The organism is Actinobaculum suis (genome assembly GCF_900102025.1).
Lineage (GTDB): Bacteria > Actinomycetota > Actinomycetes > Actinomycetales > Actinomycetaceae > Actinobaculum > Actinobaculum suis.
This window is the reverse complement of the sequence record NZ_FNAU01000001.1, coordinates 119843-135221: the sequence shown is the minus strand read 5'-3', so window position 1 is coordinate 135221 and position 15379 is coordinate 119843. Positions and strand designations below refer to the sequence as shown.

The 15379-nt window shown below is 58.9% G+C and carries 11 protein-coding genes; 3 read left to right on the top strand and 8 right to left on the bottom strand.

Features of this window, described 5'->3' with window-relative positions; all coding sequences use genetic code 11:
- Positions 1-44 precede the first annotated feature (44 nt).
- Positions 45-296, top strand: a complete 252-nt coding sequence (locus BLT47_RS00550) for a hypothetical protein (protein WP_049618744.1) — start codon at positions 45-47, stop codon at positions 294-296.
- Positions 296-979 carry a DUF981 family protein gene (locus tag BLT47_RS00545; RefSeq protein ID WP_082159896.1) on the top strand — a complete coding sequence of 228 codons (684 nt, stop codon included), beginning with the start codon at positions 296-298 and terminating at the stop codon, positions 977-979. The genes BLT47_RS00550 and BLT47_RS00545 overlap by 1 nt, the downstream gene beginning before the upstream one ends.
- Positions 980-1473: 494 nt before the next feature.
- On the opposite strand, the gene BLT47_RS00540 is transcribed toward BLT47_RS00545, so the two are convergent.
- The 8 genes from BLT47_RS00540 to BLT47_RS09640 all read right to left on the bottom strand — a co-directional run bounded on the left by BLT47_RS00540 (position 1474) and on the right by BLT47_RS09640 (position 13769).
- Positions 1474-1995 carry an O-acetyl-ADP-ribose deacetylase gene (locus BLT47_RS00540; protein WP_049618743.1) on the bottom strand — a complete coding sequence of 174 codons (522 nt, stop codon included), beginning with the start codon at positions 1993-1995 and terminating at the stop codon, positions 1474-1476.
- A 190-nt stretch (positions 1996-2185) separates the two neighbouring features.
- Complete coding sequence (locus BLT47_RS00535; protein ID WP_074660848.1) at positions 2186-3115, bottom strand: carbohydrate kinase family protein; 930 nt, start codon at positions 3113-3115, stop codon at positions 2186-2188.
- Positions 3116-3388: 273 nt separating this feature from the next.
- The gene (locus tag BLT47_RS00530; protein WP_083329955.1) at positions 3389-5278 is read right to left on the bottom strand and encodes a beta-N-acetylhexosaminidase; all 1890 of its coding nucleotides are present in this window, start codon (positions 5276-5278) and stop codon (positions 3389-3391) included.
- Complete coding sequence (locus tag BLT47_RS00525; protein ID WP_256332475.1) at positions 5278-6285, bottom strand: carbohydrate ABC transporter permease; 1008 nt, start codon at positions 6283-6285, stop codon at positions 5278-5280. Before BLT47_RS00525 ends, BLT47_RS00530 begins: the two co-directional genes overlap by 1 nt.
- Positions 6278-7255, bottom strand: coding sequence for a carbohydrate ABC transporter permease (locus tag BLT47_RS00520; RefSeq protein ID WP_065414488.1), 978 nt, complete (start codon positions 7253-7255; stop codon positions 6278-6280). Before BLT47_RS00520 ends, BLT47_RS00525 begins: the two co-directional genes overlap by 8 nt.
- A gap of 254 nt (positions 7256-7509) precedes the next feature.
- The gene (locus tag BLT47_RS00515) at positions 7510-8814 is read right to left on the bottom strand and encodes an ABC transporter substrate-binding protein (protein ID WP_049618740.1); all 1305 of its coding nucleotides are present in this window, start codon (positions 8812-8814) and stop codon (positions 7510-7512) included.
- 51 nt (positions 8815-8865) lie between these two features.
- Positions 8866-10266, bottom strand: coding sequence for a glycoside hydrolase 5 family protein (locus BLT47_RS00510; RefSeq protein WP_074660650.1), 1401 nt, complete (start codon positions 10264-10266; stop codon positions 8866-8868).
- On the bottom strand, positions 10263-13769 hold the full coding sequence (locus tag BLT47_RS09640) for an alpha-mannosidase (protein ID WP_074660647.1): 3507 nt from the start codon (positions 13767-13769) through the stop codon (positions 10263-10265). Before BLT47_RS09640 ends, BLT47_RS00510 begins: the two co-directional genes overlap by 4 nt.
- A gap of 543 nt (positions 13770-14312) precedes the next feature.
- Here BLT47_RS09640 and BLT47_RS00500 point away from each other — a divergent pair.
- Entirely contained in the window at positions 14313-15344 is a 1032-nt protein-coding gene (locus tag BLT47_RS00500; protein WP_049618738.1) for a LacI family DNA-binding transcriptional regulator, read from the top strand.
- Positions 15345-15379: the final 35 nt, after the last annotated feature.

The window sequence follows — 15379 nt, the reverse complement described above, 5'->3', positions numbered from 1 at the left end:
GCTGATTTTGCAGATGTTTCCCAGAAATGAGGTACTATGGTCCCATGGACGAGAAGCTGGATACAACAGGTCTTCCCAGGGACCTAAGCGACGCCGTCGCTTACCGGTGGGCAGCGTTGCTCGCAAAAATAACCTGGGCAGTGCTCATCATTGGCATCGCCATTGGTGTTGTTTTCTGGGTCACCGCAAGTGGTGATTTCGGGCAAGATCTTGGCGCGCTGAGCTGGTGCCTTACCGGCGCTATTTGCGTTGCCCTGATGTCTGTACGGCAGGGAATACTAGGGGAGCGTAAGTAATGAGCATATTGATGCAAGGTATTACTTATAACACCATGATGGCGCTTGTTACCGGCGCAATTATGGTCATGGTGCCACTGTTTATGCGGGCCGCGGGGCGCCCCAATCGGCGTACCGTAGCCGGCTTTGGCTGGACTTTCGCCGCGCTGGGTGCATTCCTCGGTATTACCGGTTTGCACATGATGCTAACTTGGCCGCTAGCCCAAATTGATGGTGCCTTCTGCTGCGCCGTCGATAACATCACCTTCGGTGAACCGGCCGCTTTCTTCGGCTTTCTCACCTTCTTCGCCGGGCTCGCGATTATCCGCGGTGAACGTGCCGAGGATCGTGGGGAGCGGAAGTTCGACGTCGTCGCCACCCTGCGCCCTATTCTTTACGTGGCCGCAATCGGTGGTATCGGCCTAATCTTCTTCGGGATTGCGGGCATGCACTTCGGAATGTGGCGCCCGCCGGACACCGAACCGATCGCGCGCCTCATGGCGGGTTCCCTGCTTGAACCGCTCCTGATGATGTTCTTGTATTGCGGTACGGGGCTGGCAGCGATGCTTTCGCCCTTCGCACCGGAAAACAAACACATTGGAAGGTTCTTTACGCTGGCTACCTGGGGTTGCGGTGTGCTCTGGTGTTTCCTAGCATTCACCGTGTTCTACAGCCACGTGGGGTTCTTCCCGCCGGCCGCCTAGACTTCTGGAAGAAACGCGCAGAAATCACGCGCCCGCTGAACTCGCCGCGTAAAATAGTGCTTTGGCAAGCCGGGGTAAACCTGGCGAGCCAAAGAGACGCAATGGCAGTGCCGCCACTGGGAATCGCTAACACCACTGAGAAGCAGTGAGTTAGCACCTATAACCGGTGAGTATCAGCAATACCACTAGCGTCAGCATCGCTGAACGTGTGGATAACGGGTTGCGAGCAAGACCTGAGGCAAGCTCGAGTAACCATAAATCGCCGGTCGGCTAAAGAAATATATCTGCCGGCAGGCACCGCCAACAGATCACAACTCAATACTCGCTAAACGGGCGCGAGGCGATACCGGGCGCGGGCCACTACGAGAAATCAGCAGGGGCCCGCGCCTGTTTGTATTTGCTGCTTCTTTAGGCTCTCTGGTTCGTTCGGGCTGCTCTGCTGGGGACGCCGAACCCGCTAAGTAGCAGCGATTCCCGCTAAGTAGTGGCGATTTCTAGTTTTGCTGGGCGGCGGCAACTTCCTGCCAAGTGGAGAGCGCGGCGTCGTTAAAAAGACAGAAGGTGATACTGGCCGGCCCGGGGTAAGCGCGCGCAGTTTCGAGACCTATGCGCGCCACTTCTTCCATCTTCCAGCCGTACACGCCCGCGGAAATTGCCGGGAATGCTACCGAGGTGGCACCGAGCCGGTCCGCTTCTTGCAAACTATTGCGAAAAGCCGCTGCTAAAAGTTCCGGGTCGGTTTGCCCGCGATGCCGATTCGGCCCCACCGTGTGGATAACCCAGCGTGCTGGTAAATCGAAACCCGGGGTGGAAACCGCCTGGCCAACCGGAAGCCCCGCGGGGAGCTGTTCGCGGCGAAGCTGTTTGCAGGCTGCCAAAAGTTGCGGCCCGGCGGCGCGGTGAATTGCCCCGTCCACTCCGCCGCCGCCTAATAAACTCGAATTGGCGGCATTGACGATCGCATCTACCGCGAGCTCGGTAATATCGCCACTAACCAAAGAAATACGCGTACTCATATCCCCACTCTTCACCAATTCCGCGTTTTCTGCACGCACCAACCCGGCGCCACAAAACCGAAAAACCTCGCCCCGCGGCAGACCGCAAAAACTCGAGCATCTAAGAACCCAGCATGGGAAGAACCGGGCACGCCCAGAATCTAGCATTCGCCAAGAACCCAGCCGCTAACCCGCCAAGAACTTAACCCGTTCAGAACGCGGCCGCCACTTCCGCCCGCGTAGGCGCATAAGCCCCATTTGCAGAAACCGTTATCGCCGCGCAAGTTTGTGCGATCTGCAAAGCGATCCCGAAGTCTGCAAAACTGGCTTGCCGCAAGCGCTCGCGGGCCGCACCGGCAGCGATAAAACGGTCTCTATACAGCCCGGTTAAAAGCCCGGCCATAAAGGAATCACCCGCACCCACGGTATCGCCTACCGGTACTTTACGAGAGGCCAGCGCATGGAAAGGCGTTTCCCCGCGCACGCTCACTAGCGCCGGCTCAGCCCCGCGGGTCACCACTAGCAAAGGAATGCTGATTTGCGCCCACTGCGCCAAAATCTCCGATAACGCTAGCCCCGGATATAGCCAATGCAAGTCTTCATCGGAAACTTTCACAATATCGGCCAGTTCCACGAGCGCCATTATTTTCTTCCGCGCCGCATCTGGATCTCCCATCAAATCTGGCCGGCAGTTCGGGTCATACGAAATCGTGGCGCGCCTGGCCTGTGCGGCGGCCAAGGCCGCGATCTTTTCCCCACTCGGGGAAACTACCGCCGAATAAGACCCGATATGCACATGCCCAATATCGCCTAAGTTTTCCAGCGCGGGGATATCCGATTCGACCTCGAAGGTATAGCTTGCTTTCCCATCTGCATCGAGGCGGGCGTGCGCTACCGACGTCGCCGTTGCTTGCGCCGAACCCGGCACGATTCGCACTCCCAGTTTGCGCGCATGGGCAGCGATTTGCTGGCCGCGCGCGTCTTTTCCAAACCAGGTGGCAAAATCGGTGGGAACCCCCAGCCGCGCCAGTCCGCCTGCCACATTGAACAAACTCCCGCCCACGACTTCGCGCGGGGCCTGCCCGGCCGCCGCAATTGAATCAATGAGCGCCTCACCCGCAACTAAAATCTGCTCGTTCATTTCTCTTCCTGCCTTAGTATCGGTTGCTTTTACGGTTAGTTTTTCGACGCCGCCGCTAGCCGCGCCCCACACTAGTCCAGCCCGCGGGTAGCCATACCCGTAGGTGGCCATGCTCGTAGGTGGCCCCGCCCGTAGGTGACCCCGCCCGCCACTTCGCCAAAACTGTCCGAGCCGGTCTGGCCACCTCGTTAGGCAGGCGGCCAGGTATGCGGGCGGTAGTGCGTCGGCACCACCCGCAGCTAGCTCTGCCAGGGCTGGCCGGGCCCGCAGGGTTTACATAATTATGCCGTCTAGCCGGTCGGGACGTTGGCGCCGCCCGGTCCCCGCTTTTTGCCAGGGGAGAGGGCCGGCCAATGGTCGATAGTTCAGCCCCGCGGCAGCAAGGAAGGCGAGATGTGCGTCCATGCGGGCGCGGAAATCTGAGTTCGCCGCGCTCGCGGCGGCTGCTTTGGTTTCGGTAACGGTCTGCGCGCTCGCGGCCGCTGCATTGCCCGCGGTAGCTACCGGTGCGCTAGTTGTTGCCGGTACCGGAGCTGCGGCGGGCGCGGGCACCGGGGTGGCGTGCCAAGCTAGTTCCGCGAAAGCAAGGGCGCGCGGCCATGCGCAATACTGCAGTTGGCGGTAGTTTTCCACGTATTCCGTCCACACCATGAATTGGGTGCCAAGCACATTGCGTGCGGCCGGCGCGGGCAGCCCCGCACTCGGGTCATAGGCGCATACATCCGCAACTGTGGATAGCGCGCCCTGGGCATAGGGTTCGGCGCTATCTAGGCTTTGGTAGTTGTTAAAGTAGAGCAGCTCGGCCGGGCTCATAATTGTGCGGATGTCTGCCGCCGCGATCTTTTGGCCCCGGTTATGGCCGCGCCAAGCCTGGCAGATCAGGTTCGGGGCTTGCTGCGTGGCCGGAACGTTTTCGAAAGCTTCATCCCAGGCTACGGCTTGTACCCCGCGTTCATCCAACCAGCTGGCGAGATAGTTTGTGAACCAAGCTTGTAGGGCGTGCGGGCCGGCAATACCATGCTCGGCACAGAACTGCGCGGTGGGTTTATCAAGTTTCCACGGCCCGGGCGGTACCTCGTCACCCCCTATATGAACAATATGTGCCCCGGTTACTTCCAATACTTCTTCCCAAATGTCGGTAACGAAACGTAAGTTTTCTTCCGTGAACCGCAGGGTCCCTTCGAAAACACCCCAGGTGCGGGCCACCGGCCGAGTGGCAGGTGCGGTCGGTACGTCTTGCGCAGAGGTAGCGCCGAGTTTGGGATAAGCGGCGATTGCGGCAGATAGGTGCCCGGGGAATTCAATTTCGGGAACCACGGTGATGCCTAGCTTTTCCGCCAATTGGCAAATGTAACGGATTTGGGCTTGGGTATAGAAACCACCGTGTGGGGTCCGATCCGTACCGTGCAAGGGGCTAATCGTTTCGCTCCGCCAGCTGCCCACGGAAGTGAGCCGCGGATAGCGGCGCGATTCGAAGCGCCAACCCTGATCATCGGTCAAATGCCAATGAAAAACATTGATCTTGTAATAGGAAAGCCAGCCCAGAAAATCCGCGAGGTCTGCCACGGGAAAGAAGTGGCGGGCCGTATCCAGGCCGCAACCGCGCCAGGCATAGCGGGGTTGATCCGTAATTTCTGCGCAGGGCACCACGAGCTCTTCCGCCACGCCGCATCTGGCCAGCGGCGGTGCCGGTACTGTTTCCGTGGCCGGTGCCGTGGCCGCTGTCGGTGCGGGCGCCGTTGCCGGCGTCGTTGCCGCTGCAGGCGGCGTTGCCGGTTGCCTAGCTTCCGTACCCACTGGCGCGGTGGCCAGCTTTACCGCCCGCGGTGCGGGCGCGGGAACTTGGGCTAGTTGTAACAAAGATTGCGCTGCCCAGATCGCCCCGCGCCGCCCGCCGGCGCATATCAATACACCGCTGGGTTGCACCACGAGGCGGTAGTCTTCGGCGCCCAGTTGCGAATCGTGCACGGTGCGCAGGTGCGGGCCCGGCAGATTTTCGGTACCGATCTTTTCCGGGAAGGGCAAACCGGTGGAGCGGCGCAAAATCCACGCCGTAGCGGCCGCGAAGTCCCCGCTCACGATAGTCGTAGCATCGAGGCGTAACACGCCAGGTAGAGCCCGGAAACTGCGGGGGCGGGGAAGGAGCGGGCAAACGTTCATCATTATTCCTTGACCGCGCCTTGTTCCACGCCGCGGAAGAACTGCTTTTGGAACACCGCGAAGAGGATAATAATCGGGACCAGTGCGATCACGGTGCCTGCCGCCACCACGCGCGGATTCGAACCGAAGGAGGAGTTCAGGTATTGGATTCCTACCGTGAGCGTGTACTTTTCGGGGTCAGAAAGCACTACCAAGGGCCACAGGAAATCATCCCAAGCGCCGATAAATGACATGAGGGCAACCACGGCGGCCATACCACGCACGTTCGGCCACACCACGAGCCGCAGCCTTTGGAAAGTAGTGGCGCCGTCCAAAGTGGCAGCATCCAAAATCGCGGTGGGAATGGAACGGGCAGCGGCCGTCATGAGCAAAACATTCATGGCGCTAATCGCCCCGGGGAGGAAGACGCCTACCAGCGTATTGGCCGCGCCAAGCGCTTTCACGGTCAGGTACTGGGAGGTAAGAGTTACTTCGCCGGGAAGTAACAACGTGGACAAGATAATCGCAAAGGCGATCGCTTTCCCGCGGAATTTCATGATCGCGAAAGCGTAGCCCGCCAAAGTAGCAAAAATGACATTGGAAACCACGATAGCTACGGCTACCAAAAGCGAATGCCACGCATATTGGAGCACCGGCACATTCCGGGTCACTTCCGCAAAGTTTTCCAGCGTTGGGTCATCTGGGATGAGCTGCGGCGGGAAACCAAAAGCGTCTTCGTTCTTGCCTTTGAAAGCCATCGAAAGCTGGATCAGGAATGGTCCCACCGAAATGACGAAGATCAAAAGCAAAAGCACGTAGCGGCCAATAGTTAGCAAGGGCCGGTTGGTCCGGCGCATGTGCATCCCAGCACGACGCCGGGTGGGAACCGTACCGGACGGCGCGGTCACTACCTGGGTGGTGGGAGCGGCCGGCGGGGTGGCGGGCATGGCGGGCGGGGCCGGTTGCGCGGACGGGCCGGGAGCGGCCTGCGGGCGCGCTACCGCAGAATTATCTTGGCGTGGATTATTCATTGGTTACCTCCTGGCGATGCCCGGTGTGCTGGGCCCGTTCTGCTCGCCGTTGCCGCGCGATGAGTTTTTGTTGTTTGGCAAGTTTGCGGGTGGCCCGGATTTCTGTTCCCTGGTTGATGTAGGCAACCAAGACGAGGGGGAGGAAGGTAAGGAAGAACAGGGCTACGGAGATCGCGGAAGCATATCCGAGGTTGCCGTTCAGTCCCTTACCGGCCTGTTGGATCATCATGACTATGGATTGTGACTGTCCGCCGGGCCCGCCAGTTCCGTTGGTGAGTACGTAGATTTCGGAGAAGACGCGGATTGCGGCCACGGTGACTAGCGCGGAAATGAGGAGCATAATGCCTCGCACCCCCGGAACCGTGACGTTCCAGAAGCGGCGCCACCAGCCAGCCCCATCAATTTCGGCGGCTTCGTACAGGTCTTTGGGTACATTGGCCAGGCCTACCATGTAGATCACCATGTAGTAGCCCAATCCTTTCCACACGGTAAGGGAGATGGCTACGAAAACAATCAGCCACCGTTCGGTGAGGAAGTTAATTGGCTGATCGGTCAAATGCAGCCATTGCAAGGTTTCGTTGATGATCCCTTGGGAATCGAAAAGCCACGTCCAAATAACCCCGATAACCACCACGGAAGCGATTACCGGCAGGTAGTAAGAAGTGCGGAAGAAGGAAATTCCCGGTACTTTCTTTTGCACCAGAACGGCCAAAAGAAGCGGCAGGAAAGTAAGCAATGGTACGCACACGATTACGTACACGAGCGAGGTCATAATCGCGAATTTGAAGCGTTCATCAGAAAATAGTTGCGCGTAGTTTTCGAGAGCTACGAAATTTGGGGTGCGCAGGGGCCGGGCGTCCGTGAAGGAGAGGTAGATCGTGTTCAGGAACGGCCAGATAGAGAAAACAAGCACCCAGAGGATCGCCGGGGCAATCAACACGTAGGGCGTATACCAACGGTGCCATTTCATGATTTATCACCGAGCCAGTTGACTATCACCGTAAATCAGTCCTTTCAGCAGGGGCGGCAGGGAGCGAAAACTCCGCTGCCGCCCCTTGCTTGCATATGGTTACTTGTTGCTGTGTTGCTACGCGCGTGCGCGCGGTCTTAGCTGGCGGTAAGGGCCGGTTACGGTGCCCGATAGTGCGGTGGTTTGCGTGCCGCACCAGCCAGCCCTTTACCTGCGAGCCAGGGGTAAGAGCTGTGAGTAGCGGTTAGCGGCCGCTATTTCACAGCATTTTGGTTGGCATAATCGGAAATCTTTTGCAGGGCGTCTTCGATCGGCACGTCACCACGTACCGCGAGCGCTACCTGTTGTTTCGTGTATTTGCCCATGTCTTCGGTGAAGTCGACGCCCGTGGTGGGGGCGGCGGTCTTCATGGCTTCGGCGGCCGTGGTGGTCGCGGTTTTTTGCAGGTCATTCTTGATGACGGAAGTGAAGGTGTCCGGGTTGGAGTTGCCTTCTTGGGTGCCGGGGAAGAAACCTTGGGCGATTTTTACGAATTCCACTTGGTTGTGGTTATTGGTGACGTATTGGGCGAAGGCGCGGGCCAGTTCTGGATTCTTCGAATGTGCGGAGACGGAGATGCCTTGCACGAAGAGTGGCGGGTTGCCGATACGCGGGGTGGCTACAGAGACTCCGAGTAGGGAGGGGGCTTCCTTTTCCAGTTCGGAGGCGAAGCCAGCCGAGGCGGTGGTCCAGGCGGTGCGGCCTTGCTTGTAGAGCATGGCGTTGCCGGTCCAGTCTGCGTTGAGCGCTTCGGGGGTCATCGAGCCGTTGGCGTAGGCGTCCTTCCAGCGCTGTACGAGTTTCACCCCTTCGGGGGTGTTGAAGTCGTAGGTGCCGTCGTCTTTCTGGAATTTTACGCCGGCATTGGCGAAGGCGTCGGCGTCGGGCAGGTTGGAGATCATCTTGACTTCGCCGTTGGTGGCTTTTGCTACCTTATCGGCGGTTTCGAAGAGTTCGTCCATGGTCTTGGGGAGCTGGTCTTTGGAGACTCCTGCTTTTTCGAGGAGTTCGGTGTTGAACCAGTTCATGTCGGTGCCGAGGTACCACGGGTAGCCGTAGGTGCCTTCTACGCCGGGGAACTGGTAGGCCGAAATGCCGCCCGGAACGTATTCTTTCAAAACGTCTTTGTTGACGGTTTCGAGGTTTTCTACCATGCCGGCTTTCGCTAGTTGGGCGGCATATCCGGGTGGCAGGTTGACGACGTCGGGTAGTTCGTCTGCGTTTGCTTGTTGCAGGACTTTATCTTCGTAGCCTTCACCGGGCTGATCCATCCATTTAATGGTGGTGCCGGGATGTTCGTTTTGGAAATCTGCGATTAGCTTTTCAAAATAGGGCGTGAAGCGGTCATTCTTCAGCGACCAGGTTTGGAAAGAAATTTCGCCGGATAGTTTGGTGCTTTCGCTACTGGTTTTATCGGGTGCGGCCGATTTTGTGTCTTGTGACGCCGTACCTCCACCGGTGCAGGCGGTGAGGGCGAGGGCGCCCGCCCCGATAACCGCAAATAGTTTTGCGTATTTCATGGCACTTCCTCCTTGAAGTCCGTTTGGAAATCTTCCGTTATTCCTCTCCGGCTAGGCGGTGGTCTCCGCTTGCTGGGGATGGAAACTTGCTTTGGCTACTGGCGGCGTGGCCGGGCTGGGGGTGGGTGCGGTGCCGAGGACGATGCGTCGCACGTCCCCAGCCCGGGCATGGGCTACCCAGGTAGCAAAGAATTCGTGGCGCGGATCCAGCAGGTCGCGCCTTTGTGGGCAAATATTTATCCGCAAAGTGTTTCGGGGCGGGCCCGCGGCAGAGCTGGGAGCGGCCGCGTTCTGGGCGGAACTGGTATCGCTTGCGGGGGAGCTGGTTGTTCCAGCGTGGAGGCTGGTTGCGCCGCTCGAGGCACTGGGGTGGGGGCTGGTTGCGCCGGCGCGGCTCGCCGTACCGGCACGGGTGCCCCACTGGGTGATCGCTTTTTGGAAAGCCTGGCCTTGTGGTTTTAGTTCTCCGGCGCTGTTGAAAAGCCCGAGGCCGTATTCCACTTCTGGGAAATCTGCGAGGTGGCGATCCACATCGTGGGAGCACCACCAGGTGATTGCTTGCAGGTGCGGGGTAGGCCCGCCGCCATGGGCGCCCAAAAGGGAGTCGATAGTTTTGGTTAGGAAAGTGGCGGCTGCGGCGTCGTCGTGCAGGTAATTTAGTGGCGCTCCTAGTTCTTGTAGCCACAAACCGCGCCCCTCCGGTGCGCAATCAAAGATCTCTGCCCAAGCATTAGCAACTTCGCACAGGTAGCGAGCGAACCAGGCGAGTTCGGGGGCGTCGGCCCCGTATGCTGGGCCTACGCCGCCAAAAATCCAGGAATGGACGGTGGTCAAATCTCCTATCGCGGTGGCCTGTTCGGGGGTGAAGGGCTGGTCGGGCGCAAACCACAAATCGTCATCAAAAGAATGCGTGTGGATCCCGTGCGGCCAGGCGGCCTTTGCCGTCCGGTAGAGCGTTTCCAGCCAGGTACGGGCCTGGTGGGAAGTTAGCGCTTGCGGGGAAGGGTGGCGAGAGGCAGCGAACTGGATAATCTCGTTACCTAGGCTGAGCCCGCGCGCGTGCGGAATATCGGCGAGCGCGCCTGCCAAAGTGGTAATCAGGTTTTGCTGGGCCGCAACGACTTGCGGGTCGGTGAAAATATTGCGTTCGTGCCAGCTGAGCACCCACGAAGGTAGGAAATCGTAGGAGGAAAGGTGGCCTTGCAAAACGTCCACGAAAATATCCAGCCCCAGATCGTCGGCGACTTCCGCCACGCTGACCACATCACGAATGGCTTGCGGACGGATATAGGTCCGGTTGGGTTGCAGGAGCGTCCAGAGCGGGAAAATCCGCACGTGATCCGCCCCGATTTCTTTGAGCGCCGTGAAATCTGCTTGCACTTGCGCGCGGTCGAAATCTAGCCAGGAATAGAACCAGCCTTGCCGCGGCGTGTAATTGACTCCGAATCTCATAGTGCACGCTCGAATCGAATCGTCGCGATCTGGAAGGGGGCGAGTTCTAGCTGCCAGGCCTTACCATCCCACCGTATTTCCGGCCCTGCATAGCCGGATTCTTCCGGGCTGCGGTACCGTAAATCGGTACACCAGGCGCGGGAAAACTCGGGAGCTTGAATGGTTACGTGGCTAGTAGCACCGCGGCCCTCATAAATGCGTACGACGGCGTTGCCCGAACGGTCGGGAGCCATGGCCACCGATTCGACTACGGCCCCTTCCACGCGGAAGAGCGGAGCTACCGGGCTTGCCGCCGGGACTGCCGGGCCGGCTGGGCCTACCTGGGCTGTTGGGGCTGCTGGAGCTGCCACGACTGCCGGGCCTGCTGGAGCTATCGGGCCTGCCGGGGTGCCGGAAACATAGCGGGTGCCCAAGCAAATATCTTGACCATCAGCAATTGCCGCCTCCACGCTGGCTCCCGGGTGGAGCCGGAAATTCCAGGAGAACTGGCCTTGGTCTTGTTCCGGATCGGGATACCGGGCGCATTTCAGCAGGGTTGCCCGCACGCGCGAATACGTGCTGCGCCGGCCTTCCTGATGGCGCGTAATATCCCAACCATAGGTCGCATCATTAGCGATCGCGAGGCTAGCCCCGGCATTTGCTAGCCGCAACCAGCGGTGGCAGGAAACTTCGAAACGGCTCGCATCCCAAGACGTATTCGTGTGAGTGGGCCGTTCGATATAACCCATCTGCGTCTCGTATTGGGCCCGATCGGTGTGAATCCGAACCGGGAATGCCAGTTTGAGAAGCTTTTCGTGTTCGTGCCAATCAGCATCCACGCGTACGCGCGCGAACTCTTCTCCGGGCCGCAACTGCCACGTAATGCGCAACTCAGAATCGCCATACCGGGCCGTAGAAACTGCCTGCACCGCCGTGCCAACCAATTCCGCGGTTTGGGCGGCTATTCCGGTGCTTACTAATTCCGCGGTTTGTGCAGCCACCCCGGAGCCAGCTAATTCCGCGGAATTAGTAGCCTGCAAAAATTCGGTGCCGCCAAACTGCAGGTCTAGGCGTTCTTCCGAACCGCGATAGAAAGGATCAATATCCCAGGCATCCCACATATTGGGGAAGTCTTGATGCACCTGGAAAGTGCCGGCCGCTTCTTGCCGCGGAATATATTCGCGCCCGGAACGGTCTTGCAAAGATACACAAGCCCCGTCCGCAAAACGCAAAGTTAGCAGCCCGTTGCTCAAATAATCCGGCCCGGCCTCCAAATTGTTTGCAGTTGGCCCAACTTCCGAGTTTTCGCGCGCGCCCACGTAGCCCACCGCGAAAGGCGGCACGCCATCTTGCGTAAAGGAAGTGGCATTGGCCCGCAAAACCGTACCGGTCGGGGCACCGGGCTCTGCTGTGGTTCCGGGTGCAGTCGCGGCACCAGTTTCAACCGGGGCGCCAGCTTCAGCCAGGCCACTAGTTTCAGCCCGGCCGCTAGTTTCATTTGCTGCCTGGCTCGTCAAAGCCTGCAAAGCCTGCTTTGTTAAGGCTTCGCAACGCTCGCGCAGATGGGCGTAAATACCGGCCACTTCGCGGTAGACCCAGGAGATGGCAGAACCGGGAAGAATATCGTGGAATTGGCACAGCAAAGCTTGCCGCCACAAAGCCCGCAGCTCTGCGTAGGGGTATTCCATCAGGCCGCGCACGGCCGCCGTCGTACACCACAACTCGGTTTCCCTAAGCAAAGCTTCCGTTTCCCGGTTGCCGCGTTTGGTAGCCACATGCGAAGTGAACGTGCCCCGATGCAATTCCAGGTAGAGTTCCCCGGCCCACACCGGCGGCTTTTCGTAGGCTTCGATAGCCCGGTCGAAGAAATCATGCGGGGAAGCCGAAAGCAACCGCGGAGCACCGGCCAGATCACGCTGCCGGGCTAGGCGGCCCAGCATTTCGCGGGTTGGCCCACCGCCCCCATCCCCGTAACCGTAGGGCAGCAAGGAAACCGAAGTATGGCCCTTATCGCGAGAATTAATCACGGCGTGACGGATTTGCGCCCCCGTAACATCGGAACCATAAGTATCTGCGGGTGGGAAGTGCGTGAAAATCCGCGAACCGTCAATACCTTCCCACAAGAAAGTGTGGTGCGGGAAAGCATTCACCTGATTCCAAGAAATCTTTTGCGTCAAGAACCGCTTGATTCCAGCTTCCCGCGCAATTTGTGGCAAAGCCGCCGAATAGCCGAAGGAATCGGGCAGCCACACCTCGCTACATTCCACCCCGAAAGCTTCTTCGAAGAAAGCTTGCCCTTCCACAAACTGGCGGCACATAGCCTCCCCACCGGGAAGCACCGCATCCGATTCCACCCACATGCCACCGACCGGCACAATCCGGCCCTTTGCCACCCAGTTACGTACCCGGGCGAACAATTCCGGATCTTCCTCGGCTAGCCACGCGGCATGCTGGGCGGCCGGGAAAGCGAAGTACATGTCTTCGCCCTGCTCTAAAAGATTGACCACATTGGCCAAAGTACGGTTCACTTTGCGGGGCGTTTCCCGCAAAGGCCACAGCCACGCCGAATCGATGTGCGCATGCCCGACGGCGTAAATCTGCGGTGCTTCCACATGGGCAGGAGTGGTCAGCACCGGCTGCAATAGTTCCCGGGCCCGGGCAGCGGTAGCCGGAATATCAGCCAGGTCCAACTGGTCCAAAGCCGCAGAAAGCGTGCGCAAAATCAACCAGTCATGCCCGTCCAGCTCCGGTTTTGCCGCCACCATCTCGTGCAGCACGCTCATATCGAGCGCGAGCTGATAAACCTGGCCGTGCCGCAAAACCACGCTGGCCTGCACCAGTTGGTAAAGCGGGCGGGCAGAAGAAGTACGAATATCGCCCTCGTAAGTAACTTGGAAAGGCGGCACATCAAGCAAGATCGGGTTCGCTGCCGCTTCGATCGTGAAATCAATATCGCCGCTAGCGCTGAGAACCTTGCGAGCAGGAATCCACAAATTCTTCGGATTGATCGCCTTCACGGTAGGGCCGATATGTGCCTGGTCTGTGCCCGCCGGGGCTCCCTCCGGGACAACCGTGCGGTGTACCAGGCCCTCCGCCTGAAAACCAGGGGAGTGGTCCTGCCACCCCAGGTTCACCAGGATCTCAACCTGGTCAGCAGCACAAGTACTATCCGGCCCGCACGTACTATCCGGCCCGCAAACACCGTCAGCGCTCGCGGTATCAGCAGTGCTTGTGCGGGCACCAAGCCCAAGCAGTTCCTTGATTTCGGGAGCAAGCGGCGCGGTCTGCGCTCGCATCCGCATCCACACGGTTTCCCACGCCCGACCCCAATACTCACCAATGGCAAGCGGACGGAACTGCGAGAAAGGCGGGACCTGCGCTGGAGTTACCGGTTTCGCTTCCGGATCTGGCACCTGCCAGCAGGTTACGTCTAAGTCGGTAAGTTCTGTATAACAGGCCGGGAGAATCTTCTCCGCGAGCGCGCGCCGCACGCGGCCTTCCAAAATACTGCGATTATCGTGCATTTGTGATGCCCCGTATCTGCTGGTCATTACTGAGAAAGGCGGATAGAACGCCGGGATGCAAAAGGGGTAAACAGTTTCCCGAAAGGCTTTTGTGCCTTCCTGGGATACGCGGCCCTCCTTTGACCGTAAGGGAATTCCGTTTCCCGCTTTTCTGTAGTTTTGCCGCTGTTACTCTTTCGCGTAGAAGCTACTGGGTAAGGCGGAAATAACAGCTGTTACGGCCGGATTGTCGCAACGCTAAATGTGGGTGGAAGATTGATGACTCCTTTGGCATCTACCATATGAGCGTAGCGACTAAAGCGGTTTAGTGCAAGTGTTTTCGGGATGGTAATTCGAAGTATTTTCCGGAGAATTTCGCTTGGCCGGACGCCGCTGTACCGCTTAGTTTTTGTGGGTACAATCAGTGGTAATTAGCGAGTCCTAAGCGGGCCCATTAGAAACTACGAACCTGCGGGTAGAAGCAGGTATTTGTACGCTTGAGCGGGAATGTTTGCACATGGTAGCGGGCACGGCGAGAGTAGAGAGTAGAGGGAACATAGCGCGATGGCCAGGCCGACCATTAGAGATATTGCCGAAGCGGTTGGCGTTTCGCCAACCGCAGTATCTTTTGCGCTCAATTCCAAGCCGGGAATTTCCGAAGCTACGCGCGCGCGGATTTTAAAAACCGCGAAAACTATGGGCTGGGTTCCTAACCAGCATGCGCGGGCCCTTTCCAAATCCCGCGCCGACGCCGTTGGTCTTTACATTGCCCGCCCGCAAAGATCCATTAACACCGAGACCTTCTTCTTCAAATTCATTCTCGGGGTGGAAAGCGGGCTTACCGAGTATGAGCTGGACCTGGTTTTGCGTTCCGGGCACAACGTAGCCGAAGAAGTAGAAACTTACCACCGCTGGTACGGGCAGGGGAGAGTAGACGGGGTGATCGTCGTCGATCCGCGTATTGACGATCCGCGCGTAGAAGTACTCAAAGAACTGCGCATCCCCGCCGTATTCGTGGGCCACGAGTTTGCTGGTTTCAGCGCGATCACCATTGATGAGGGGGACGTGATGCACGCGATCCTCAGCCACCTGTTGGCACGCGGCGCCCACCGCGTTGCTTACGTGAGCGGCATGGCGGATCTTTTCCACACCGCGGAACGTGCGGAGGCTTTACGTTACGAAGCTGGCCGTGCCGGAATTGAAGCGGTAGTTTCCGGGGGAACCGATGCTACCGAACAAGCCGGTTTTGCTACCACGATCCGCTTGCTTTCCGCCGCGCGCCGCCCCGACGCCATCATTTTCGATAACGAAGTATTGGCGCTCGGCGGGCTAGAAGCACTCCGCCGCCACGACCTCAAAATCGGGCAAGACGTACTCGTGGTCTCCTATGAAGACTCACTGATTAGCCGCGTAGTCACTCCGCCACTTACCGCAGTTTCGCGCGACCCCGGCCTGCTCGGTACCAAAGCCGCACAAATTCTTGCCCGGGGCATCGACACCGGCACTACCCATACCCAGGCACAAGCCGGCGGCACCTTGGTAATCCGCGATTCCACCGCCGGTTACGTTTCGCCGGCCTCCGCTCGATCTGCCTAAACTTTCCTCCAGCTGTTGCACGCGGCGAAGCCAAG